This is a genomic window from Erwinia sp. S38 (genome assembly GCF_016624545.1).
Taxonomy (GTDB): domain Bacteria; phylum Pseudomonadota; class Gammaproteobacteria; order Enterobacterales; family Enterobacteriaceae; genus Erwinia; species Erwinia coffeiphila.
In genome coordinates, this window is the sequence record NZ_JACVTS010000034.1 from 1 (window position 1) to 24,351 (window position 24,351).

Annotated in this window: 20 protein-coding genes and 1 tRNA gene; 8 read left to right on the forward strand and 13 right to left on the reverse strand. The window is 53.2% G+C overall.

Going from position 1 to position 24,351, the window contains the following annotated elements; translation table 11 throughout:
- Positions 1 to 264 precede the first annotated feature (264 nt).
- On the reverse strand, positions 265 to 510 hold the full coding sequence (locus tag IBT46_RS25205; protein WP_200547897.1) for a DUF2543 family protein: 246 nt from the start codon (positions 508 to 510) through the stop codon (positions 265 to 267).
- 110 nt (positions 511 to 620) lie between these two features.
- Positions 621 to 1,103, reverse strand: coding sequence for a cold-shock protein (locus IBT46_RS25210; RefSeq protein ID WP_200547898.1), 483 nt, complete (start codon positions 1,101 to 1,103; stop codon positions 621 to 623).
- Between the two features lie 236 nt (positions 1,104 to 1,339).
- On the opposite strand from IBT46_RS25210, the gene IBT46_RS25215 reads away from it, so the two are divergent.
- Positions 1,340 to 2,038, forward strand: coding sequence for an RluA family pseudouridine synthase (locus tag IBT46_RS25215; protein WP_200547899.1), 699 nt, complete (start codon positions 1,340 to 1,342; stop codon positions 2,036 to 2,038).
- A gap of 89 nt (positions 2,039 to 2,127) precedes the next feature.
- Here IBT46_RS25215 and IBT46_RS25220 read toward each other — a convergent pair whose 3' ends face one another.
- Positions 2,128 to 2,667: a DUF2058 domain-containing protein gene (locus IBT46_RS25220; RefSeq protein WP_200547900.1), complete on the reverse strand. Its 540-nt coding sequence runs from the start codon at positions 2,665 to 2,667 to the stop codon at positions 2,128 to 2,130.
- Between the two features lie 328 nt (positions 2,668 to 2,995).
- Between IBT46_RS25220 and IBT46_RS25225 the strand changes: the two genes are divergently transcribed.
- The 4 genes from IBT46_RS25225 to IBT46_RS25240 all read left to right on the forward strand — a co-directional run bounded on the left by IBT46_RS25225 (position 2,996) and on the right by IBT46_RS25240 (position 5,556).
- Positions 2,996 to 3,832: a macro domain-containing protein gene (locus tag IBT46_RS25225; RefSeq protein ID WP_200547901.1), complete on the forward strand. Its 837-nt coding sequence runs from the start codon at positions 2,996 to 2,998 to the stop codon at positions 3,830 to 3,832.
- 144 nt (positions 3,833 to 3,976) lie between these two features.
- Entirely contained in the window at positions 3,977 to 4,492 is a 516-nt protein-coding gene (locus tag IBT46_RS25230; RefSeq protein ID WP_200547902.1) for a molecular chaperone Tir, read from the forward strand.
- Positions 4,493 to 4,898: 406 nt separating this feature from the next.
- A complete protein-coding gene (locus tag IBT46_RS25235) occupies positions 4,899 to 5,249 on the forward strand; it encodes a type II toxin-antitoxin system RelE/ParE family toxin (protein ID WP_200547903.1) in 351 nt (116 codons plus the stop codon).
- 4 nt (positions 5,250 to 5,253) lie between these two features.
- Positions 5,254 to 5,556: a helix-turn-helix domain-containing protein gene (locus tag IBT46_RS25240; RefSeq protein ID WP_200547904.1), complete on the forward strand. Its 303-nt coding sequence runs from the start codon at positions 5,254 to 5,256 to the stop codon at positions 5,554 to 5,556.
- On the opposite strand, the gene IBT46_RS27480 is transcribed toward IBT46_RS25240, so the two are convergent.
- From IBT46_RS27480 to IBT46_RS25255, 4 genes are all read right to left on the reverse strand, one after another.
- Positions 5,538 to 5,762: a hypothetical protein gene (locus tag IBT46_RS27480; protein ID WP_370569530.1), complete on the reverse strand. Its 225-nt coding sequence runs from the start codon at positions 5,760 to 5,762 to the stop codon at positions 5,538 to 5,540. The two genes, IBT46_RS25240 and IBT46_RS27480, sit on opposite strands and share 19 nt — an antisense overlap.
- Positions 5,763 to 6,219: 457 nt before the next feature.
- The gene (locus tag IBT46_RS27485) at positions 6,220 to 6,528 is read right to left on the reverse strand and encodes a hypothetical protein (protein ID WP_234480293.1); all 309 of its coding nucleotides are present in this window, start codon (positions 6,526 to 6,528) and stop codon (positions 6,220 to 6,222) included.
- The gene (locus IBT46_RS25250; RefSeq protein ID WP_200547905.1) at positions 6,525 to 11,381 is read right to left on the reverse strand and encodes an ATP-binding protein; all 4,857 of its coding nucleotides are present in this window, start codon (positions 11,379 to 11,381) and stop codon (positions 6,525 to 6,527) included. The genes IBT46_RS27485 and IBT46_RS25250 overlap by 4 nt, the downstream gene beginning before the upstream one ends.
- A gap of 226 nt (positions 11,382 to 11,607) precedes the next feature.
- Positions 11,608 to 13,557: a hypothetical protein gene (locus IBT46_RS25255; RefSeq protein WP_200547906.1), complete on the reverse strand. Its 1,950-nt coding sequence runs from the start codon at positions 13,555 to 13,557 to the stop codon at positions 11,608 to 11,610.
- A 561-nt stretch (positions 13,558 to 14,118) separates the two neighbouring features.
- Between IBT46_RS25255 and IBT46_RS25260 the strand changes: the two genes are divergently transcribed.
- Complete coding sequence (locus tag IBT46_RS25260; protein ID WP_200547907.1) at positions 14,119 to 14,376, forward strand: antitoxin; 258 nt, start codon at positions 14,119 to 14,121, stop codon at positions 14,374 to 14,376.
- Positions 14,377 to 14,709 carry a type II toxin-antitoxin system PemK/MazF family toxin gene (locus tag IBT46_RS25265; RefSeq protein ID WP_058780342.1) on the forward strand — a complete coding sequence of 111 codons (333 nt, stop codon included), beginning with the start codon at positions 14,377 to 14,379 and terminating at the stop codon, positions 14,707 to 14,709.
- 54 nt (positions 14,710 to 14,763) lie between these two features.
- Here the strand turns inward: IBT46_RS25265 and IBT46_RS25270 are convergent.
- From IBT46_RS25270 to IBT46_RS25290, 5 genes are all read right to left on the reverse strand, one after another.
- Positions 14,764 to 14,839 (reverse strand) — tRNA-Asn (locus IBT46_RS25270).
- Between the two features lie 153 nt (positions 14,840 to 14,992).
- Positions 14,993 to 16,621 carry a cyclic peptide export ABC transporter gene (locus IBT46_RS25275; RefSeq protein WP_200547908.1) on the reverse strand — a complete coding sequence of 543 codons (1,629 nt, stop codon included), beginning with the start codon at positions 16,619 to 16,621 and terminating at the stop codon, positions 14,993 to 14,995.
- A complete protein-coding gene (fhuB, locus tag IBT46_RS25280; protein ID WP_200547909.1) occupies positions 16,618 to 18,612 on the reverse strand; it encodes a Fe(3+)-hydroxamate ABC transporter permease FhuB in 1,995 nt (664 codons plus the stop codon). The genes IBT46_RS25275 and fhuB overlap by 4 nt, the downstream gene beginning before the upstream one ends.
- Positions 18,609 to 19,496: an ABC transporter substrate-binding protein gene (locus tag IBT46_RS25285; RefSeq protein ID WP_200547910.1), complete on the reverse strand. Its 888-nt coding sequence runs from the start codon at positions 19,494 to 19,496 to the stop codon at positions 18,609 to 18,611. The genes fhuB and IBT46_RS25285 overlap by 4 nt, the downstream gene beginning before the upstream one ends.
- A 43-nt stretch (positions 19,497 to 19,539) precedes the next feature.
- Entirely contained in the window at positions 19,540 to 21,786 is a 2,247-nt protein-coding gene (locus IBT46_RS25290) for a TonB-dependent siderophore receptor (protein ID WP_200547911.1), read from the reverse strand.
- 309 nt (positions 21,787 to 22,095) lie between these two features.
- On the opposite strand from IBT46_RS25290, the gene IBT46_RS25295 reads away from it, so the two are divergent.
- On the forward strand, positions 22,096 to 22,896 hold the full coding sequence (locus tag IBT46_RS25295) for a helix-turn-helix transcriptional regulator (protein ID WP_200547912.1): 801 nt from the start codon (positions 22,096 to 22,098) through the stop codon (positions 22,894 to 22,896).
- A gap of 122 nt (positions 22,897 to 23,018) precedes the next feature.
- Here the strand turns inward: IBT46_RS25295 and IBT46_RS25300 are convergent, their stop codons facing one another.
- On the reverse strand, positions 23,019 to 24,338 hold the full coding sequence (locus IBT46_RS25300; RefSeq protein WP_200547913.1) for an FAD-binding oxidoreductase: 1,320 nt from the start codon (positions 24,336 to 24,338) through the stop codon (positions 23,019 to 23,021).
- Positions 24,339 to 24,351 lie beyond the last annotated feature (13 nt).

The window sequence follows — 24,351 nt, forward strand, 5'->3', positions numbered from 1 at the left end:
GGTGGGGTCGTGGGGCGGCGGCTACGCCATTGATGCCGGGTTGGGTTTTCGCTCACCGATTCTGCTGGGGTTGATTCTGGCCGCGATTGCGATGCTGACCATGCTGCCCGGCGTGCGGTTGCGCCGCAGAAGGATGCTGCAAGCGTAATTGCACTAAGCAGAGGCGATGTAAGCCGAAACCTGTCAGAGCCTGAAGGGGACAGATGCAGTAACGATGAGCAGGCCGCTTTTGCTGAGGGCAGAGGCGGCCTGCTGTTCAGTGAGTTACTCGTTGCCCCACTGATTGAGGAAATTGGCGATGTCGTCAATCCGCTCCGCTTTAATACCGGCTTTCGCTGCCATCTCTCCCTGCGCTTCTTCGCTGATCTCTTCATTGTTCGCCAGGCGGGTGAGCAGCAGCTGGAAGTAGTGTGCCAGCGAATCAAACTCTGCCTCATTCACCGGCAGCGCGGTTTCCTCCGCATATTCTTCGGCCATGTCGTAGTATTTCAGAGGGATGTTATTGCTCATTGTTTGCTCCGGGTGTTAGCACCGGGCCTGCTGAAGTGTGCCTTGTCTGGCCCGGTGAATATCGTTATCCAGTTATTCTCTGTTTTGCCGGTCTGTCAGCGCGATCGATCTCAGATCTTCAGCATCTTCACCGTGGCATCCACGTCTATCTCATCTTCCGAGAAGATTAATGTCGTCCCCTGGAAGGTGTTGATCGCCAGTTTTTTTATTGAACGCATTTCGTCAGGATTCACAGTAGCCTTAGGTTTTATGCTGCTCATCAGCGCACCCACGGACAGCACCACATGTTCTTTATCAATGCGGGTGTCGGCGGGCACTTCTTCGTTGTAAACCAGCCAGGACTTGATCGAGGTGAGCTTAATTCGTTCACCGGCAATAAAGATGTATTTGCTCTCTGGAGCGACCTTGACGTTGAAGGCGGACAGGCCCTTGTTATTGGTGGTTGGTTCGAAGGTGACCGCCGCGTCTTTCTTTATCAGATCCGGGTTGGCGACTTTGATCACATGAAAATAACGGTTGTCGCCGTTTTCATCTTTGATAAATCCAAAGCCTTTGTCTTTAAACCAGGTTGTGATCGTTCCGTTCATCGCCATTTTTGCCTACTTAATCGTTTATCTACTCGGTTTTTGCAGCGCGCAGTGTAAAACACAATCCCCGCGCAGACCACGCCTTTGCTATCAGTCTGGATGATAAATTTCAGCAGTGCCAGGTCGGCGGGGCAGGGCATTAATCAGACGGAGTAAGGACCGGGTCAGTAACCCCGTCGCAAATTCGTTCCCCGGCTTAAAATGGGTTATTATCCGCAGCCACTTTCGCTCCGGGTGACCTGATGTCCGAGATTATCGACACCTTTATTGCTCCGCCGTGCCATGACAGCATCGAAACGCTCTATCAGGATCAACATCTGGTGCTGATCGATAAACCCAGCGGGCTGCTGAGCCTGTCGGGGAAAAATCCGCAGAACCTTGATTCGGTTCACCACCGGCTGGTTAAAATTTTTCCCGGCTGTACGCTGGTGCATCGCCTGGATTTTGGCACTTCCGGACTGATGGTGATCGCCCGCAATAAGGTCGTCAACGCCGCACTGTGCCAGCAGTTCAGCCAGCGATCGGTGAGCAAGATTTACAGCGCTCTGCTCTGCGGGCATGTGGTCGCTGATGAAGGGCTCATTGATGCGCCTGTTGCCAAAGATCCTGCTCTGTTCCCGCTGATGTCGATATGCGCCGTCAATGGGAAACCTGCACGCTCCCGCTATCGGGTGGTTGAGCGCTTCGAGCGCCAGCTGCCAGATGGAACATTCCTGCCGCTAACGCGGGTTGAGCTGACGCCGGAAACCGGGCGCACGCATCAGCTGCGCATCCACTGCCAGCAGCTGGGGCATCCAATTTTAGGCTGCGATCTTTACGGCGGGCTGCGGCTGCCCGGAACAGAGAAGACTGCGCGGCTGATGCTGCATGCCAGCGAGCTGCATTTTAACCATCCGCTCTGTGGAGAGCGGATTGAAGCCCGCTGTGAAGCGCCGTTCTGATCTTGCTGATGCTGCGGCGATCGGACACCGCAGCCTGAGATGAGCCGACACGAAAGTCAGCTCATTCTTCGAACCGCATCGCGCGGGTATCACCACATCAGATCGTCCGGCACTTTGAAATCGGCGTACGGATCGTCCTCATCCTGCTCTTCCTGGCTCAGCGTGCTGTTTAACACAATGCTGCTGGCATCGCGCTGGGCGATTTTATCGGCAACGACGGCCGGGATAATTGCGTAGGTGCTTTCACCCACGTTATCTACGCCAAGACGTGCAATCGCCAGACGGCCATTAATCAGCTGGGCCTGAGTCGTTTTATCCACAAAAATTTTCTTAATCAGCGTGCCATCGGTAAAGTTAAAGCCAATATCGCCTTTTGAGATGAGGATGCGGTTCATCTCAATCAGCTGTTTTACCTGCGCTTTGTACTCTTTTGCTAACGAGGCCTGCTTCTGCTGTTCGCTCAGCTGCCTGTCTCGCTCAATCTGCGCCTTCTTATTTTCTTCCACGGCTTCCCTTGCTTCACGCGCCTGCACCCGTGATTTCTTCGCCGTTCGTTGCACTTTTTCCATCTTTTTGCTGCTCACTAAGCCAGCTTTGAGCATCTGCTCTTGTAAGGTGAGTTTTGACATCTTCGCTTCTGAATTCGTTGAATGATGTCAGAGATTATACCTGGTTTTTTTATGGCTGTGCCAGGGGTAGCGGCCCGGCTGGTGGAGAGCATTCTGATCGGCCCCACTGTGATTCTGCTATGTCGTTTTGGCGCAGCGCCGTTTTGATGAGTAATAACGTTATAAAATACCGTTAAATTAACGCGATTATTGGAGTGTATTTCCAGTTAATTCATTATTTATCGTATGGATTTAATCTGATACCGATATATACACTATGGTGCGGCTGTTATCTTAGGTTGACCCCGGAGCGTGTCGCTATACGTTTTAACGCAGGGAGCGAGAAAAGATGGTAAAGGTTAAACTGTTTGATAAGAAAGTCAGGGATGAGTTTTTTAAATATGCCTCGGGTATTACCGGTGCCATCACCGCGTATGTCCTCTTCTGGGATATTCCCGATGAATATAAAACGCTCGCTGGCATTATATGTATCCTTCTTTTGCTCGGCATCTACGCGTTTGTATGGCGTCGGGCGAATAAATTAACTTCTATCGATTTAACCGTTGACGGAACGACGGTGACGATTAAGGCTGGTGATATTTTTAGTCAGCCGGGTCTGAAAGCCATCGCGTTCAACGAATACTTTGATACACAGGTCGATGAGAAGATCATTGCCAGCCGCAGCCTTAACGGCATTTTCATCAATAAACACCTTAACCGCGACCTGGCGGAGCTTGATGAGCATATCGCAAACTATCGTTTCGAACGGGAAGATATGATTGGCGTCAATGAAGAGCGAGTGAGCGGGAAGAAACAGCGTTACCAGCTGGGGACAATTTGCGTCTGGCAAGATTATCTGCTGACGGCATTTGCCCGTTTCAGTGAGCATAATGAAGCGCGTTTAACAATGGCAGAATACCTGACGTTTTTGATTAACTTCTGGGATCGCGTTAATCGCGTCTATGCCATGGAGAGTGTTTCCGTGCCTATTTTCGGTTCCGGAATAACCCGAATAAAGGAGCACAGGGGAATTAGCGATGAAGAGCTGCTTAAGATTATGCTGTGGACATTCCGCGTGAGTGAAATGCGTTTTTCCTATCCTGCAAAGCTCACCATTGTTATCCATCAGGATAAAATTGACAAAATTAATCTCTTCGAGCTTCAGTCATCTAAAAATGGGCTATGAATTTTTTCATATAATCAGCCTGGCCGTATTTATTAAGTTCATTTTCAAGCCTTTGGATACGGGGTGAAGCGGATTCTTTATTATCGCGGCTTCACTTTCCCGAAATTTCACATAACGCTCAACACAACAGAGGAGTGAGCTTTTATGGTCTATCGTACAAAAACCTATCTGGCCGGGGAATGGGATGGCGACAGTGATGCCATTGAGCAGCTGCATACATGGAATAATAAAAATTACTGGAGTTTGTCTTTCACCGATGCGCATAGCTTAACCCAGGCCAGGGACAGCAGCCTGAATTGCAGCATCAAGGCTTCTTTAGCTACCCGGCTTAATGCGTCAAAAACATTCGTACTGATTGTGGGTAGTAATACCAAAGATGCCAGAAGCGGCGGCTGTCGATATTGCGCGAGCTACAACAGTCTGTGGGAGTATTGCGACAGGGGGCGGGCGGTCGACCATCGTAGCTATATTACCTACGAGTGCGAAAAAGCGGTTAAAGATAAACTGAAAATTGTGGTGCTTTACAACGCCGCGTCCGTCAATAAAGCCAAATGCCCGGACGCCGTAAAATACGCCGGTACTCATGTTGCCATGTGCTACAAAGTTGATGGGCAATACTACTGGGATTATCAGGCGGTGAAGGCGGCGTTAGGCGCCTGAGTGCAGTTCCTCCCGATCTTCTGCCTGTTCTTGCAGGTGGGAGATCGAGAAAGCGATATCCACTAGTGACCACTCAGCATTTAATCACATCAGCGGGAAATAGTTTTCAGGCTAAAATAGTTTCCTCTTTCTACATCAGTCATATTCACGTTATTTCCGCTCTGCAACAAATGGCCCTCCGGGGTGCCCCTGTGTTTCATGCTCTGCGAGCAGCATCCTGATTTAAATCTGGTTTTTCGATGCAGATCGTAAGGCTTTGAATGCCATACATGTTATTCACCGAAATATCTGAATGCATCTTCAGTTTTGCCGTAATGGCAGATGAGTTCCTCACTCCTTCGCATCATAATTATCTTTATAGCTTTACACCTATATAGTATTCAGCCTATATTGCTCAGGAGGTCCCGTGTGGACGATTAAAACAACGGACAGGTTTGATCGCTGGTTTACCTCGCTCAATGATACCGATAGAGCCAGCGTGCTAGCAGCACTGTTGGTCCTGCGGGAAAAAGGACCAGGTTTGTCCAGACCTTATGCCGATACGCTCAAAGGCTCCCGCTACAGCAACATGAAGGAGTTGCGCATTCAGAGCCGGGGTAATCCTATACGGGCATTTTTCGCTTTTGACCCAGCCCGCACAGGCATTGTGCTTTGTGCCGACAATAAGGTTGGCAGTGAAAAGCGTTTTTACGATGAAATGCTCCCTGTTGCTGACTGGGAATTCACGAACTGGCTGAACACATTAAAAAAGGAGTAACGCGATGGGCAGAACGTTGGAGCAGCTTATTGCGGATGAAAAACCTGAAGTCGTGGCCGAAGCTCAGGCGATGGCGACAGACATCCTGATCAACATTCACCTTGCCGAACTGCGTGAGAAAGTACAGAAAACTCAGGTGGAAATGGCGCAGGCGCTGGGCATCAAACAACCGACCATTGCAGGGATGGAAAAACCGGGGCGTGACCTCAAGCTTTCCACGCTTAAACGCTATGTTGAAGCCACCGGCGGTAAACTTCGCCTGGATATTGAACTGCCTGATGGTTCTCACTACGGATTTGTGCTGTAATTCGTAAAGTGGCATGAAAAACAAAAAGCCCGCTTAAGTTTCCTTAAGCGGGCTTCTCTAAATATGGCTCCTCTGACTGGGATCGCCTTTGCCAATAACTGGCTAATAAGTAAGCTAATCCTGAAAGCTCTCCCTGTCAAGACCACCAGAATGACCACCAAAATTAACGAGGGGATATAAGTAGTTAGACTGGCCCCATAAATCACCAGACACTTCGTCTCTCTTAAAATAAGAGGTAATCTTGGAACTATGTTTAATACTGTTCAGAATAATAAGATAGTTGAAGTGTTATCAGGACCTGAACGGCGTCGGGGTCGTACACCGAAGGAAATAATTGCTATTATTCAATAGAGTATGGAACCCAGTATCACCATGTCTCACGTTGAAGTCTCATGCCGAAGGTTTGGTGGAGGCAATGATGTCAAAGTTTGAGTTTTGGAGAAAAAATAAATTGCCTTATTAAGCACAGCCAGAGCTTTATTATTGAAAGTGTAGTCAAGCGACTAATCGAAGATGTCAATGAGTACTCTTATTTACTGATAACGGAAGATTGGCGGTTGCTGATGAGTTTGGATAAGTCAGTTGGTGAACGGAAGATTTGTCAGAAGCAGTGTCTGGGCTGCTTGGAATTAGCTAGGACGGTGACTATGCTATCCAATTTCATTAATGGGATCTTGAGTGCAAACAAGGAAAGTGAAGCGCTCGTAACTGAGTTATGCCGTATCCCATAAAGCGCGTCGTTTCGGCCTTTATTCTGGCTTCTTCCGCCACATTACCTTTTGTACCCAGACGCCAACCCAGAATTGTCAATAGACGATCGAAGAACAGGATGCGCGTATGATGTTCAAGCAGCGTTTTCTTGCTCTCTTTCGAATAGGGATCAAGATCCTCATTTTCAAGAGACTGTGTCATATCCTCAATTAATGTAGATAGATCTCCACGAAACTGATTACGCAATTGATGTTCGTTCACTGAATCAATTCCGGCAGCCGGTAAAGCAGGCGTCTGGCTGCGGGCCAACCGGCTGCCAGAAAAATATCCAGACTCTCTATCAAACGAGCTCGTCTGTTCTCATCTTCAAAGATGGTTTTATGATCGGCAAGAAACACGCCCATCATTTTTACCAATTGTTCCATTCCCAGCGTTTCGTTCTGGAAACCGAATTTTTTTGCATGACTTAACGCATGAGCCATCAGATCGAAACATTTGGCAGGATCGACAGGAACAAGCGTTTCAAGCAACTCCAGAAGATAATAAACAGTATGTGGCGAGCTGCAATCACCAATACGGCGCATGTGTAATTCAGTTTCGTTCAGAAATTGCTTAAGTTCTTCATATTCTAATGATGTCTTGTCAGAATTATGCTTCCCTTCACAAGCGAAACGAAGTTGTAGACATGCCCTGTCTATAATCGCAAAGCAGTGTGTTAAGTTTTCCCTTTCGGCCTCTGTCAGGTCAGTATGGGGGGAGTATTGTTCCAGTTTTTTACCAGCAGCATCAATAATGCTATAGGCCATATCCAGCGCCCGATGCCTGACTTCTGTATCCTTCAGTTTACTTTGTCCGGCAAGGCCAAAAACAAATCCTTCTCTTAATGTAAACAGGACTTGATTAAGCTCATCATGATAAAAGGTGGGTTCGCTAATCCAGCCCTGGAGAATATGGTGCGATTCTCTGACTTCATGGACTCCCCAGAGAATTGCCAAATCGCCGCTGACCAGAGTACGAATACGTTTCTGGCGTTCGGGATGGCCATTAAAACGCCCCAATAGCTTCTGAATTAGGTAGAAAGAACGGGTTGGCTCGGTATGTAACAGATTTCTTATTCCATCCCCAACCGTATGCTCTATTACACCGGTATTGGTTTCCTGCTCCAGCCGTTCACTCAGGTAACGCCATACGCTATCCCGATCGACATCCCACAGCCGTAGCAGCCGTACTGATGCCTGTAATCGAACGGCCGGATGAGGATCAATCAACATTCTTTCAATATCTGGTTTCAGTCGCTCATACAGATCGGAGCGTAATGGAATAACATCGAGAATAATCTGTGCAGCATCAATCCTCGGTGCAGGTGAGCCCCAGCTAACACTATCTTCAAAGTTTTCTTCTGTATCTTCATTCAGGATTGGATCAGTTGCACAAGAAGCGAGATGTACTAAATCTAAAAAATGAGATGTCAGTTTATCAGCCCGATCGTCGTCTAGCGGAGGCAGCAATTTATGTTCAACAGCAGCAGCGCAGGCCCGGACAATGACATCCTCAGCGGTTGTACGCACATAGGTATGGGCGTGTTCCAGATTGAGCTGCTCATGAAGCGGTTCGAGAATGCTAAAAACATCCTCCAGCGATAATTCGGATGAAAGCGTGTTATTCGTTGTTAAACCCAACGCAGTTTTAGCGGTTTTGACCGCGTTGATAAGAGTGATGTTGTCCGGTTCGTTCCGATCCAGACCATCGATAAAATCGTAAGGTATATCGGTGCTGACTGTAACGGGGGAAATGTTGAAAAGCCTCTTATTACCAGCTGTTTCACCATCCCTTGGGGTGTTCTTCAGGAAATTTCTGGCTTGTACAGTCTGAAGATTCTCTGAACCAATTGTATTGAAAAGGCGGTGCAACAAACTGGTTTTTGCTTTCTCAGGGTAAACATAATCAGAGAGGTCATACTGAAAGGCGGAATTTTCCAGTTCTCGCCGCTCATGCTCTGAACGATGCGTAATTCCCATAGCGACCAGATCGATAGCGTCTTTACGGGTATCTTCATTTTGGATAAATGCTTCTTGTGCAGCAATAGGCCAGAGAAAATCAATCAGGTCATCATTGCGTCTATTTGCAGCCAGAAAGATTCTGGCCCAGAAAATTGCCAGCGAAGCTTTTTCACAGATAAGCCTTGCCAGAACGAGCGCGTCGGGTTCGGGCGCGCTTTGCAAGCGCTGAAATAATTTTTTAACCAGTACTTCTCCGTCATGAGCATGTTTACCATCAGGATCGTGCGCCCAGATGTAGCTGCGATCGGCCTTAAGGTAAATATCATGCCCAGGAACGGGCACATGCATCACAGGTGTATCTAAGGGATGACGTCGAGCAACATACCCGCTTATTGCGCGCACTGCGGCATCCACAGCCAGACTAGGATATTGTTCGAGAAAACGGGAGAAATATTCTCCAAGTGAATAACGAGCCGATTCATAATCTTGTCGGGCATTTGACCTCAGAGGCAGGATTCGGCTGTTTCCCAGCGTTGTTTCCCGTTCTTCTGTGACATCATGGGTATAGACAAACTCGAATACGTTAACTACAAACTCAGGCGCACAATCTCCGATTTTCTTAATGTTGTAACAGAGCACGGGGATCTCTTCTGAACCAAAGCGTTGGAGACGTTCGGAAGAAATAAGCTGCTCCAGTAAATGACAGGATGCCTGCACATCGGTATTGATAGTATCTGTAACGAGAAGAATAGCGCTTCTGACAAAATAATCTGGTTCACTCAGCGCAAGGGCGTAGGAAAACACAGCGCGACTGGCTGTCCCCAGCATATTGCATAAGGGTTTATCGGTAACTCGCTTGATAAGCGGGTACAACAGAAAGCGTAATGTTTCTGCGACTTTATGTACCTGGGGCGTCAGCGCTGCTACCAGATATACCCATGGAAGAGCTACAACCTCTTTTTCATCTTCAAAACGTATTGCCAGCGCTCCGCAGATATGACTGAGCGTGGTTATCATCTTCTCATCATCGGCAGCCACGCGTTCAGCAAGCCAGAGCAGGTCATATTGAGCAGTGGGATAATCTGCCGCAATCCGACCCGCCGAACTACGAATGATAGGATCGCCATCTTTGTCGTTGACCAGATAACTCACTGCCTGCCAGAAACGGCAATGGTTATTGCCATAACTCCAGATTTCCTGAAGTACAAAACCGAGCGCCGGGGATAGCATTAGCCCCAGTGCCTGTTGTTTGTGGAAACGTAATGTCCCCGCAATTAGCGTTTCTGGATCAAATGATGTCTGGGCCGCAGCGTAGTCAAATAAAAGGTGATGGCGAAACTTTATCCGACGGTCATTTTGTTCCCGAATCAACACCCCTTCGCGGCAGAGTGTATCGATCATGTCGGCATCCGTGTCTGCAAGCAGGGATGAAACACTGAGTGAACGCGCATTAATCATAGCATCCACTAATGTTTTTATATTTCGTGTGGCCTTAAGCCCATGAGCCTCAACGCGACGTTGCCAGTACAGTTTTAAGAGTTCTGACTGAGACGAAATATCCGCCAACCTGACACACGTCTCTTGGGAAACCAGTTCTGCCAGTAGTCTGGTATTAAACGGGACTTTCGCTAGGTCTCGCAGTTTTTTAGAAGCGCCCTCAAGGGCCGTAGCCAGAGATGGAGATTTTTCCAGTAGTTGGTGAAATTCATCATCTGACCAACGTGGGATAACGATGTGGCGAACTGAAGAGAACAGAGTATCAGCACGTTTAGCAACAGGAGGGGTACCTTTAAACAAATCACGAAGTTTTACCCCCATGCGCAGGTCAAAGCTGCGTATTGAAGCAACCACTCGCCATCTGCCACCCCAAGCTAACACTTGCTCAATGAGGGGGCGAAAAACGGCCTCTCCCTTGCCCCCTCTGGTGGCATCCAGCGCATCTATAATCAGCCAGCCCTGAGATGAACCATCCCACGCCTGAAGCACGTCGGTCAAACTATGTTCAAGCCTGAGTTCATGGGTTAGGTGCCCGAGTGAGTCAACAGAATAGCGATCAACGGCCAGTTCCAGTACATCATCTCCCCGTTCGCGCAGGCTGCGGGCCAGTGCATTCAGCACTCCGCTTTTACCCGCTCCGGGTTCACCAATAATTAATAGCGAACCTGACTGTACGGCTTGCTCAACTTCATTCTGACACTCCCTGCGGAGGGTAACGGGCTGGCCTGACTGACTTTCAATGGCCTCATATTGATTAAGGGAAGCAGCAATCTCCTGAGAATGCTGTTGAAGTCGGGCAATATCATCCTTGTAGCGAGGAGGTGCTGCGAGTTCGATCCCTTTCCCTGCTAACTCGTTGCGAAAAGTTGACAGATCGCCGCCATCACGGCTGGACATCATTTTTCCGCAAATTTCGGTAAGAACACTCAATGCTGCCGTTGCCTGTGTGTCTTTAGCAAGGATCTGAGTAAGCCGTGAACAGGCGAGTAAAGCCATGTTTTCAACATCAACCACCAAAACAACAACCAGGCGGCAAAGTTCAGATACAAGGTGAGGCGGTAGGGGCGCGGAGGTTATGCTATTCCAGGCTGTGGAAATACAGCGTTCAAAAATGTTATACGCCTGTACCTGCTTTTGATTCATCGCTCCGCTGCCGTGCTGAGAAAAAAGAGACAAGGCAGCAGGAAGAACGTCGCGAATTGAAGCCGAAGCTTTGGTACTGACAGCTAAAACCAGACGGTCTTTATCTGAATCGAGAGGTCGATTCCACTCCAGAGAACTATTGCCATCACGGCATGTAAGCCAGTGTCGGACAAACTGTTCTATGATCCGGTAAAAGGGGGTTCTTTCATCATCTGAAAGCGAAACGGTTGTTTTCGCCTGGATGGCGATGAAGCCACCGACGGATGTTGCAACCAATATATCGTCAACGGGGGCTTCTGTTTCAAAGCGCAACCAAACAGGAGATGCGTTGCCCAGCCTTAAAGGTGTATCCAGTCTGCTATCGGAAAGGATCTGAGCAGCAAAGTGAGCCCCCAACTGCTGCTGAAATAAAATACCACTACTGGTTGCTGCTCCACCGCCATTTGCGGGACCGTTCAGATTGATGTCAGACAAGTTTCACCTTCATATAATGAATGCTGTGCTTTAGCACTATTCTACCTGTTCTTACGGCTTATTTTACGGATGGTTTATAAGTAAAACAAAGCGATAAAAAACTCTGAGAAGGATAGTTAGCATCGTTTGCTACCCTAATCCAGAAACCAGCCGTTGCGGAAAGCCTAATCGAGCAACACGAAACCATGGCAGAGTGGCTATGGATAAAGCGTATTGGCAGGATAGTTTATAACCGCCTCTGACAGCGCCGCAAAAAACGTCCTTCTGACACTTTATCCACAAAGGGGCGCAGCAACATTGCAGCCTTCATCGCTTCCACTTCGTTAATATGGCAGTCGCCATCGCGAAAGAGCGCCACCATGCCACGAAGTAGATAATCATACAGGGACGAATTTTTTTCATGAAGCGAACTTTCCATCCGATACTTTTGCAATGCTGTTACCACGGACTCATGGTCTTCCTGCGAAGCGCCGACGCTACTACGGATATAACCCCAGTAATTGACAGTAGTCTTGTTTAACAAATAGAGAAAAGCGTCGCAAAGTTGCTCAAACTCATTTGCCTTAAAGTACACCCGGCGAGTGTAGATATTAAAAAAATCTTGTAGTTCAGTCAGCAACGCCAGCAGACTCTGTTTGCTGTCTACTTGTTCAACAGAGATATTACTTTCCGGTTGGTAGTTAGAATAAATATCCTCGGATGTACAGGAAATATGGCGAGGTGCGCAAAATGGCAGTCGTCGCCAGCCCCTGCGTTCTGGAAAGTAATTGGCACAGTACCAGCTATCTGCATGAGGGATTAATTTCTCTATAAGCCAGCGATATGTCGTCAACGCATCCCAGTAATTACGAGGCCCGATGGCGCCATCTTCCATATTATAGATATCATACCGACTGGGAGGTTGCCAGATTAGCACCACGCGATGATTAGTAAGGCTATTAAAATTAGGGTCGCGGTTGGCTAGTAGTGTGACATGATGCCCTTCGTTCATTACTTCATCTTTATGACGGGTAAAGACCATAATTCGCTCACGGGCAGGATTAAATATCGACCACTCGCCTTCGGTATTCAGATAATCATGATGTTGACAAAAGATGCTGATGCGACCCCATAGCCAGTAAGGAATGGAAATGAGATGAATATTATCACCGAGGGGTGTACTGTTCGAGAAATCAACGGTGCGACAAATCCGGTCAATTTCTTCCATGCGCAGTTTATAGCACATCCAGAACTTATCAAAAGCTTCACAGAGAGATTGAGTTTCATTTAGGGTAAGTACAAGGCGGCAATTACCGATATCACAATAATAATTTTCGCCATGAAGTTCTTTTAAAACCCACGATCTGACTCCCGCCTCCGGTGGGCTACCGACTCCTTCGAAGGCAGAATTTAGCAGGTTAGTCTGACTCATCGTCAGCAAAACATGGCTATAGCGGCCATTACGAAAATCAATGAAACAGGAGAGGGGATTCCCCTTCAGGTTAGGTAAAAACGCCTGAATAAACACGTGATCATTCTGTAGTGTATAGGTATCACCAGTAATGTGTTCATATGGATGCGTGTAATTTCGCCAGGCAGAAGATTCGTTATAGTCCCACAAGCCATAGTTTTTAATATTTAACAGTGCTCGCTCACCATAAAAAAGAGATACCCAGCTCTCGTGACAAAAACGATACAACAGATCTGGGCAATGCAGATTTTTCAGCCAGTCGTGGATCAGTTCTGAATCAAGAAGACGATGTACTATATCCAGTTCCTTAAAAAGAACCTCTTGTTTTTTGTATTCCGTGATTAATTTTGCTGACGCTTTCTCACTGAGGAAAATTTGAAACTCATTGATTTTAACATGCCATTTCTCCCTGTGTTCATTAAAACGATTGATAGTGGATAGATATTGGTTCGTTGTGAATTTTTCACAACGTTTCACTTCGTATAACGAATAAATGTCCTGATTGCCGTGCTGACGATGTGTAAAAATATCCGCCCCAAATTGTGATTGGCCGGAAATGCCAATCGTCATGGCATCAACTATTTCTCCGTTTTTTAGCCGTTTTTTTATGAGTTCACAACAAAATAGTTCAAACGTTTTCGGCTCCATAAGCTTCAGAGGTATATAAGCATCTGCTTTTCCTACTGGTGGCCCCAGCTTAACAATCTGTTGTTCAATAGTATTCAACTGACTCCCTCCGTAATATTGGTGAAGATGACAGATTAGCGACCAATGCTTATATTTATAACAATCTGCGAACTGTATTACACCACTTCCTGTTGCTGTTTTTGCCCGAAAGTGAAATCTTAAGCCCGTGCCTGCAAATTCAGGGGCCGGTATTGGAACCACGAGAAATGTTGGTTACTGCGGAAAAGAAAACCCCGCGCTGGCTAATACGCTTACCCACCGCTGGCCCAAAAGCGGAAGATTGTTTGCTTAAGCGTACGGCTTCGAGCCTGGATAAATCTGACCTTCACGCTACCGCTGATGCTCCTCCGACACATCTCCGATCCAGAAGCCGCCTCGCATTTCGTTTATCCTACCCGCCATAATCCTTTGAACCGCAAAAACAGTTTTCTATTATCTGCCTTCTTAGTGACGCACTTCGTTCCCATCTGCACTGCCCTTCGATGGATAACGGCTTTCTGCCCACATCATTACGAAAAGGAAATCATCATGAATCTGATGAATAATTGCGCACCTCCCGCCATGAATGTTATATTAAAATATAATATTTGGAGGTGCGCTATGTATACAACTCGTCTTAAAAAGGTCGGCGGATCCATCATGCTGGCGGTTCCTCCCGCCGTGCTGAAAATGTTGGAACTCTCGACGGACAGCGAAGTCGGCATGACCATTAATAATGGCTGCCTGATTATCGAACCTAAGAAACGGCCTCATTATTCACTTGAGGAGCTGCTGGCGCAGTGCGATCCGCACGCTGAAATGAGCGAAGAGGATCGGGAATGGATTGATGCGCCTGCGGTGGGTAAGGAGATCCTGTAAGTGGAAAGAGGGGAGATCTGGCTTGTTTCACTGGATCCGATTGCTGGCCACGAGCAAAGTGGTAAACGTCCGGTACTCATCGTATCGAAGGCATCGTTTAACAAGCTGACGCGGCTACCGGTGGTGGTTCCCGTCACCAGCGGCGGAAACTTTGCTCGCACAGCAGGTTTCACCGTTTCCCTGGAAGGGGCGGGGACAAAAACAATGGGCGTTATTCGCTGCGACCAGCTCAGAACTATTGATATGGCTGCCAGGAACGGCATGCGGCTGGAACGTATACCTGACGCTGTGGTAAATGAGGTGCTTGCCAGGCTGGATGCGATTCTGAGTTAACTTCAGAGACGCAGAAAAGCAAAAAGCCCGCTTAAAAACGGGCTTTTCTAAATATGGCTCCTCTGACTGGACTCGAACCAGTGACATACGGATTAACAGTCCGCCGTTCTACCGACTGAACTACAGAGGAATCGTGTGAACGGGGCGAATACTAATGGCCCTCAGGGTAGATGTCAAAACCCTTTTACTTAAAACACTACCGTTTGCTGAAGGATGCAGCAAAATGTCGCTATTTTCCTCATTTTCCTGATAAAACCGGCGCATCGCATCCGGTTACCGTGCGTTATTGCGTCACGATTTCCCCGTTGCGCAGGGTGATCAGCTGGTCTGCCACGGAAAAATAGCGGTCATCGTGGGAGATCGCCACCACCAGCTTGTTTTGAGCCTTCAGCTCGGGCAGAAATTCGGTATAAAAGCGCTGGCGGAAGGTGGGGTCCTGGTCGGCTGCCCATTCGTCAAAGATAATCGCCGGGCGGTCGTCCAGCCAGGCGTGCAGTAGCGCCAGCCGTTTGCGCTGCCCGGTGGAAAGTTCGGTGGTGGTGAAGCGCTGGTTTTCCACGGCAACTTTGCCGTTTAACTGGAGTTTTGTCAGCAGCGGTGCCAGCTGCCCGGTGCTTATTTCGGGATGCAGCAGCTCGTCAAACAGAAAATAGTCGCTGAATACCGTGCTGAACAGCTGGCGGTAGTCGTCGCGCTGCGCGTCGGTAACCGGCTGGCCGTTAAGCAACACCGCACCCTGCTGCGGCACGTACAGCCCCAGCAGCAGTTTGATTAGCGTGGTTTTGCCCGAGCCGTTATCGCCGGTGATAAACGTGATCTGGCCGGGGCGCAGCGTCAGGTCCAGCGGTCCGATGGCGAACGGCTGTCCGCCCTCATAGCGCCAGCTCAGCTGCTGCAACGTCAGGCTGTGCAGCGGCAGCGCATCGGCCGGGGCGGGGTTGTCCAGCAGGATATCCGGTTCCGGGGTCTGAAAGCTGTCGGCCAGTTCGGCCAGCCGCCGCAGGGCAATGCGCGCCTGGTCGGCAATCGCCAGCCCGCCTGCCAGCTGGTCGAACGGCGATTTGATATACAGCAGCACAATCACCGCCGCGCCGATGGTCAGCTGCCCGGCATTCAGCCAGGGCTTACCCACCAGCATCAGCGCAATAGCGATAAAGAACAGCGCCGAGGCCACCCCGTCAATTATCCACATGCGGGTCATCGCCCGGCCTTTCAGCCGGGCGATAGCATCAACGTCGCGGCTCAGACCCCGGTGATACACCGCCGCCCGGCGGCCCCGATCCAGCCGCAGTTCCTTCGCCCCCTGGATAATTGCCAGGTACTGCTTCTGCAGGCTGTCCTGCGCGTGGCGCACCTGCTGGTAATCGGCGATCCAGCCGCGGCGCGATCGCCCGGTCAGCAGCATGCCGCCCAGCAGAAACAGCAGCGAAATGGCAAAAATCAGCGGCGAGAGATACAGCAGATAGAGCAGTCCCGCCAGCGCAATCGAGAAGTTGATAATGTAGCTGGCAAAGTTGTAGGTGAAGGCGCTGACGGTATCCACATCGTCATTCAGCACCGCCAGCATCCGGTGCGGGCGAAACTGTTCGATAGCCCCAATCGGTGCCTGCAGTATCCGTGCGGAAAGCTCCTTGCGCATCCCGGCAATCATCCGCTGCCCCAGGTGACTATTAATGCAGCCCGCCAGCGACTGGCCGCAGGTGCCGCCCACCAGCAGCAGTGCAAAGGCGGCCCAGAACGACAGCGACAGTTCCCCGTCCTGCAACGAGTGATTGATCTGCCCCAGCAGGGCGGTAGTGGCGAAACCGCTGAGTATTCCGACGGCGGTGGCAAACAGCAGCGTCAGCCAGAACGGGCGGATCAGGCCCAGGGTGACCCGGGTCAGTGGAAAGCGGCGGGAAGCGGAATTCATGGTTTTCTTCTCATTAACAACAGATACCAGGGGGCACCGATAAATGTCGCCAGCAGCCCGGCGGGCAGCTGCTGCGGATAAATCAGGTTACGACCGAGCCAGTCGGCCAGCAGCATAATGCCCGCACCGCCCAGCGCCGCGCCGAGCATCTGTCCGACGGGGCGCTGAAGGCCGCTCATTCGCGCCAGGTGCGGCGCCATCAGCCCGGCAAAGGTCAGCGGACCCACCAGCAGCGTAGCGGCGGCGGTGAGCAGGGCGGTCAGGATCACTATCGCGCCGCGCGCCCGATTCAGTGGCACGCCCTGGCCACGCGCAACGTCATCGCCCAGCGACAGCAGCAGCAACCAGCGACCGTGCAGCAGCGCCACGACGGTCAGCACCAGCGCCAGGCCGGTCAGCGCCACGGCCTGGCCGGGCAGAATGCGGTAGGTCGATCCGGCCAGCCAGTCCTGTAGCACCATGGTCTGCGGGGTGATAGTGGTCATCATTAATGCGGTAACGGCATTGATTACCGTGCTCAGGCCAATCCCGGTCAGCAGCAGCTTATCGGCGCTGAACGCGGCGCGGCGGCCGGTGAGCAGCATGGCGACCAGTGCCAGCAGCGCGCCCAGACCGGCCCCGGCCAGCAGCAGTCCGGAGGTGGCCGCAGTAGCGACCAGCAGCGTCAGCATCACCCCCAGCGAGGCACCTGAGGAGATGCCCAGCAGCTCCGGGCTGCTCATCGGGTTAGCGGTTAACCGCTGCACCAGCACCCCGGCCACGCCTAGCATTGCCCCGGCGCAGGCTGCGCCCAGCACCCGTGGACCGCGCAGGGAGAGCAGCGCATCCAGCGGCGTTCCCCAACTGAACGCCCAGCCGTCGGGAACGCGGCCAAAACACAGCGCCAGCAGCAGCAGCGACGTGACTGCCACGGCCATTGGCCACAGCACCCGTGGCGCGGCCGCGCGGCGCACCCCGGCACCGGCCGCGCTGGCTTTCGGCAGGCTGTGCTGCTTCAGTCGGGGGATCAGCCAGATCAGCAGCGGCGCGCCAAGCAGCGCGGTCAGCGTGCCGGTCGGCACCCCGAAACCCCAGCGGGCCAGCCACTGTGCCAGCTGGTCGGTCAGCAAAAGCAGGGCACCGCCCATCAGCGGCGTCCACAGCAGCTGCTGGGCAAGCCGCCGTGCGCCGCCCAGCCGCACCAGCACCGGGGCAGCCATGCCGATAAAACCGATGATCCCGGTCACGCTCATCACCGAGGCGCACAGCAGCGTTCCCAGCAGCAATGCCAGCATCCGCACCCGTTGTACCGGCACGCCCAGGCTACGGGCGGCGGTATCATGCAGCGCGAAGGTGTTCATCGCCCGCAGCAGCATCACCGCCAGCAGCAGGGCGATCAGCAGGCGCGGCAGCAGGAAGCGCACCCCGTGCCAGCTATTCTGCTCCAGCGCGCCGCTGCTCCAGATAAAAATCCCCTGCAAATCGCTGCCGGAAAGTAGACCGATCACGCTGGCCAGGCAGCCGGCATACAGCGTCAGCATCAGCCCGGAGAGGGTCAGCGACTGCGGCGTGGTGCTCTGCCGCCGCGCCTGCATGACAATCAGCAGCGCCGCCAGTAAACCGCCAAGGCTGGCCAGCATCTCCTGGCCCAGCCGCAGCAGCGAGGGCAGCCAGACGGCGGCCACGGTCAGCATCAGCTGTGCCTCGGCGGAAACGCCAAAGGTGGTGGGATCGGCCAGCGGGTTGCGCAGGGTCTGCTGGAATAGCAGCCCGGCCAGTGAAAAGCCCATTCCGGCCAGCAGCGCCATACAGAAGCGCGGCAGGGTGGAATAGTGGAACAGCAGCTGGCTGATGTTCTCCGGCGACGGCGAAAAGGCTGCGGCGGCCAGCTGGTTCAGCGGTAACGACTGCAGCCACTGCGGTACTGCAAACAGCAGGGCGGCCAGCAGCAGGCCGCAGACCAGCGCGGCAGGATGGCGCTGGCGTTCAGCGGTCAGGGTGGCCAGGGTCACAGGTAAACCGGTCTTAGCAGGGCATCCTGCAGTTTGTCGGTGAACTCCGCCGCCAGCGGCAGTCCGCCGAAGATCTCGAAACGTGGGATCATCAGCACCCTTCGCTGTTTTACCACCGGCAGCAGCCGCCAAAGCGGGCTGGCATGCAGCACGCGGCGCGCCGCACGGGTGTCTTCCCCGTAATCCATCACCAGCAGGGTGATATCGTCATAGCTGGCCAGGCTCTCAATCCCGGCGTTGGTAAAGCCGAAGTTATTGGTGCTGCCCTGCCAGCCATCTTCAAAGCCCATCTGCGCCAGCACCCCGGACATAATGCTCTTCCTGCCGTAGACGGTCATATGGCGGCCATCGGACGACAGTCCGGCCACCATCACCTTGCGCTGGCGCACCGCGCGCAGGTTATGCGCGGCGGCGGCGATATGGTTGTTCAGGTCCTGAATATAGCGTTCGGCCGCATCCGGTCGGCCAATGCGTGCGGCCAGCCGCCGCGTCTCGGCGCAGGCCTGGGCGAAGGCATCGCCGCTGTCGCGGTAAATATCGAGGGCGATCACGGGGGCCACCCGCTGCAGCTGGCGCTGAATAATCGGGCTGATGGTCACGGTCACGATCAGCTCAACCTGGTAATGCTTCAGCAGTTCCAGATTGGGTTCGGAAGGGTCACCGGCATCCGGGATACCGGCGGGCAGAAACGGCGTGGTGCCCATTTCGTTGTAAAAATCGCTGCCGACGCTCACCGTCGGCAGCACACCCAGCGCCAGCAGCGTCTGGGTGCCGCCGCGATCGGGGGTGGCGATGCGCTGAGGATAGCGCGCGCTGAACCCCCGCTGCGGCAGGCCGGTGAGCAGCAGCAGGGCAGTGTATTTAAGCAGTTGACGGCGCTGCATCTTCGCTACTCAACAGGCCCGCCGCAGGGCGGGCAGGTTTGGGTTAGAAATCAACGGTTGCGGAAAGCGTTACGGTGCGCGGTTCCCCGGACATCACGTAGCTGTCGCAGCAGGCGCTGGCCCAGTAGTTGCGGTTCGCCAGGTTAACCACATCCATCCGCAGGGTCACCGGTTTGGCCATCACTCCGGTTAACAGATAGCGCAGCCCGGCATCAAACCGCGTCCAGGAGGGCAGCGTGCGGCGCGGCGTATCGGTATCGAAGAACTGCTTGCCGGTATAAATCGCCCGTCCGGTCAGTGTCAGCCCCTGCAGCCACGGCAGATCCCATTCCACGCCCGTATTGCCCTGCCACTTTGGCGTACCGGAGGCGGTTTTACCATCATTGGCCCCGTCCTGGGTTTTAGTCAGCACCGCATTAATATAGCTGACGCCGCCGAGCAGGCGCAGGCCGTCAACCGGCTCACCGAAGGTTTGCAGCGACACGCCGCGGTTACGCTGTTCGCCGTTCTCGTTCACCGTATTGGTGGTGCTGTCGGTGGTGGTGGACGGCTGGGTCAGCTGGTAGACGCTCAGCGTGGTGCCGAAGTAGCCCCAGTCGGCTTTCACCCCGGCTTCAACCTGCTTGGTTTTATACGGCGCGAAAACATGACCGGCGTTAGCGTAGCCGGTACCGACGGTGCTGCCCTGGCGCAGGCCCTGAATATAGCTGGTATACAGCGAAATATTCTGCCACGGCTTCACCAGCAGGGCGACGGAAGGGCTGAGGGCATTTTTGCTGTAGCTGTCGCTGATGCCACCGTTGGTGGTGTCATAGTCGCTTTGCTCAACCTGCTGCAGGCGGCCTCCGGCGGTCAGCTGTACCCGATCGTCAAGAATGGAGAGGGTATCGCCCAGCGCCAGGCCTGAAAGCCGGGCGGTACTCTGTTTCGGCAGCGCCGGCGTAGGGAAATCCGGTTCGTCGGTCCAGTTCGGGTTATAAATATTGTTGGTGACCTCGTCGCCGACGGTGGCCCCGCCGCCCCAAACGGTGCGGTGCAGCGTGGTGGCCTGCGCATTGATCTGGTGGTCAACCGGGCCGGTGGTGAATTTTGCCGCGATACCGACTTCCGCTGAGCCGGTTTTGGTTTTACCCGGGCTGATCCACGGCGTGGTGGAGATATCGCCGCTGTCATTCAGCAGCATCGGCTGACCAATCTCGATATCGCTCTGGTGATTGATATCCCCGCCCACGGCGGCATGAACGGTGACGTTATCGGTCAGATCGTATTCGCCGCGCAGTGCGCCGAAGGTGTCTTTATTGCCGAAGCGGGTCCATGACGGGCTGATATTGTTAGTACTTTTCGGCGCCTGCGGAATGGTGATGCCGCTGGGGATGTAGAAGTAAGGCACCACGCCGCGCGTCAGCGTATCCTGATAACCGGCATCCAGCGAGACGCGGGCGCGATCGCCACGGTAATCCAGCCCGATACTCGCCAGCCCCAGATGCTTCTTATTGTTGTCGACCGGGGTATTCCCTTCCGACCATGCGCCGTTAAACCGCACGCCAAACTGGTTTTCATCGCCGAAGCGGCGGCCGATATCCACTTTGGCACCCACCTGGCTCTTGCTGGTGTAGGTGGTGGTCAGGCGGGTGATCGGCGCGTCGGTGGCTCGCTTCGGTACGATATTCACCGCACCGCCGACTGAACCTCCGGGAGGCATGCCGTTCAGGAAGGCGCTCGGCCCCTCCAGAAATTCGATGCGGTCGGCAATATCCGGCGAGATGCTGCTGATCGGCAGCATGCCGTACAGGCCATTAAAGCCCACATCCTGCGACTGGACGTTAAAACCACGCACGTTAATCTGGCTGGCGGAGCTGCCGAGGCTGGACCATTCGACCCGGGCGGACGGGTTTAAATCGGCGATCAGCTGCATCACCGTCGGTGCCGGGGTGTTCTCGATCTGCTGCGCGGTATAGCTGGTCTGCGAAAACGGCGTATCCAGCAGGTCTTTATTACCCAGCATGCCCAACTGGCCGCCGGAGGCAACCTGGCCGCCCGGATACGGCTCCGGCTGGGCAATTTTGTCCGTGGCGGAGGCGGTAGCGGTCACCAGCAGAGTCTGATCCTGCCGATCGCTGGCGTCGGTCTGGGCTGTGGTGGTTTTATCCGCAGCAGTGGCAAGAGCGCTCTGCGCGAGCAGTGCGAGGATCCCGGCCTGAATCAGGCTGATTTTAGCCAGTGGGAAACGTTTTTGATAAACGGCCATTCCGGCACAGACTGGCGCATTAACTGATGAAGCCTTACTCATTGTTGTTATAGCCTCTGAAAGGGGGATCTGTACTGCTCACTGTCTGCTTAAAATGGAATAATTTACTGATTTATAAGTTTATTATGTCTTACTATGCCGGAGTCGATCCTGACCAAACTGCGCGGTTCCCTTGAATGTTGGCAAAGAGAATGATAATTATTTTTCTTTAAAAGAGAAGTCTGCCGCTGTCGCCTTTGATGGGTGATTGCGGAATACCCAGCAAATCGGACGAAAGTTGTCGCCGCGGCTGGGTACTTGATTAATCCGGTGGTTTCGGCCGCCCTCTGATTGCCGGCAGGAGAGCAGTGAATGGCCAGTTCGCCTTGTGCGCCACAGTTTACGGAAAGCTTTAGTCTGGCTGCATGGCAGAAGCGCGCCGCGCCGTCACATTTCGCCTCCTGGCATTACCGGCATGACGAATGTGAAGAGTGGCACTCGCACGATAAAGCGCAGCTGACCTACGCCAGCGAGGGCGCATTACAGATCCACACCGCCGATGGTATCTGGACGCTGCCGCCCGGCCGCGCGCTGTGGATACCCGCCGGACAGCCGCACCGCACGCACGCTCAGGGGCAGGTGACCACCTGCAACTATTACTGTGCTGAAAGCCGCCATATCGCTGAGTTTGTGCCGCTGATGGCCAGCCCGCTGGCACATGAGCTGCTGGCCGCGCTGATCCGCCATACTCAAAGCGAAGCGAAGCCCGGTGAAGCGGTCTGGCTGATGGAGCATCTGCTGCGGCTGGAGCTGGCACAGGGGGCCGTGGCGACGGTGCCGTTCCTGCCGCTGCCGCGCGAGCGCCGCCTGAAGCAGGTGGCCCAGCGGCTGATGCAGGATCCGCAGTCAGATGCCGGGATTGAGGGGCTGGGGACGGCCGTGGGCGCCTCCACGCGTACGCTGTCGCGGCTGTTTCGCCATGATACCGGGCTGACCTTCAGCCAGTGGCGGCAGCAGCTACTGTTGCTGAAATCGGTCGGGTTGATGGCGCAGGGCCATTCGGTAGAGAATACCGCCCGCCAGCTGGGCTACGTTAACGGCAGCACCTTTAACGCCATGTTCCGCAAAACTCTCGGGGAGACGCCGCAGCGCTACTGGCGTCAGGGAATATGAGGGCGGAACGCAAAAGGGCCAGCCTGAAAGGCTGACCCTGATACAGACACATCGTGAGCGGTAATGCGCTATAACCCGCGTGAAATGAGGGGATCGCGCAGGCCCGGCACAACCGCAGAGGACTACACTTCCAGACTGGCCCTGAACTGCCCCCACTTAAAGACCGAATTCACCCCAATTGACAGGAATGGTTCCGGCGGCGTCTTATTCGGGCCCGGTGATGCCAACAGGAAGTCAATCAGCTCGTTGCGTTCACCGGCGATCATATCCGCCAGCAGCTTCCCGGTTGCCGTACCGCGGGTGATCCCCAGACCGTTACAGCACAGCGCGCCGTAAACATTCGGCGCCAGCTGGCCGAAGAAGCCTTCATGGTTTTCCGACAGGCAGATTGCACCGCTCCATGAATATTCCAGATTCACACCGGACAGCATCGGGAAGCGCCGTTCAAAGGAACGACGGTGATTTTCAATATAGCGTTTTAGCAGATGCTCGCGCGGGCGACCGTTGGGGTTAAAGCTGAAGCTGTTACGCACCAGAATACGGTGGTCAACGGTACGGCGAATCGTACTGCCGAACGGATGCGCAGGGATCACGCCCCATACCGGCTTGCCGCCCAGCCGCGCCTGCTCTTCTTCATTCAGCGGGCGCGTCAGACTGCCATACAGGAAGGTGGGCAGCAGCGTGCGCTTCAGGAAACCAAAATCTGAGGCAAACGCATTGTTGGCCAAAATCAGTTTATCGGCGGTGATAGTGCCGTTATCGTGCATCAACGTGACTTTATCGCCGTAGTCGATAGAGGTAATCGGCGTGTTCTCATACAGCGTGACGTTGGATGGCAGACTGTCCGCCAGGCCTTTCACCAGTGCCGAAGGCTGCACTAGCACAGTACCGGGAATAAACAGCGCCTTCTTATAGTATGAAATGCCGATGTGATCCGGCAGATCGCGCTCGTCTATCATCTGCGTTTCGCGGCCAATCTTCTCCAGACCGCTGCGATAAGCCTCCAGAACGGCAATACCCGCTCCGCTTACCGCCGCCTGATATTTACCGGAATCGCTCATCTGGCACTCAATACCGTGAGTTTTCACGATGTCGCGCAGATAGTCCTGGCCAAGCGTATTAAGCTTCAGCACGCGTTTTGCGGTAGTAATATCGCCGATGTAGTCCTTTGCACCAATGTCATGCGGTACATCGATAGCGAAGCCCGCGTTACGCCCGGCGGGACCAAAGCCGACTTCCTGCGCTTCAATCAGTACGATCTCGTCGTCCGGGAAGTTCAGCGCCATCTGGCGAGCGGCGGCAAGCCCGGTCAGGCCTGCGCCCACAATTGCCCAGCGGGTCTGCGTTTGCCCGACGTGAGCCGGGCGCGGCGTGCGCGGTTTACTGGTGTGATACCACCCCGGAAGCGCATCGTCGGCGGGCAGAGAGGTTATTTTTTGCACTTGGGTATACTCC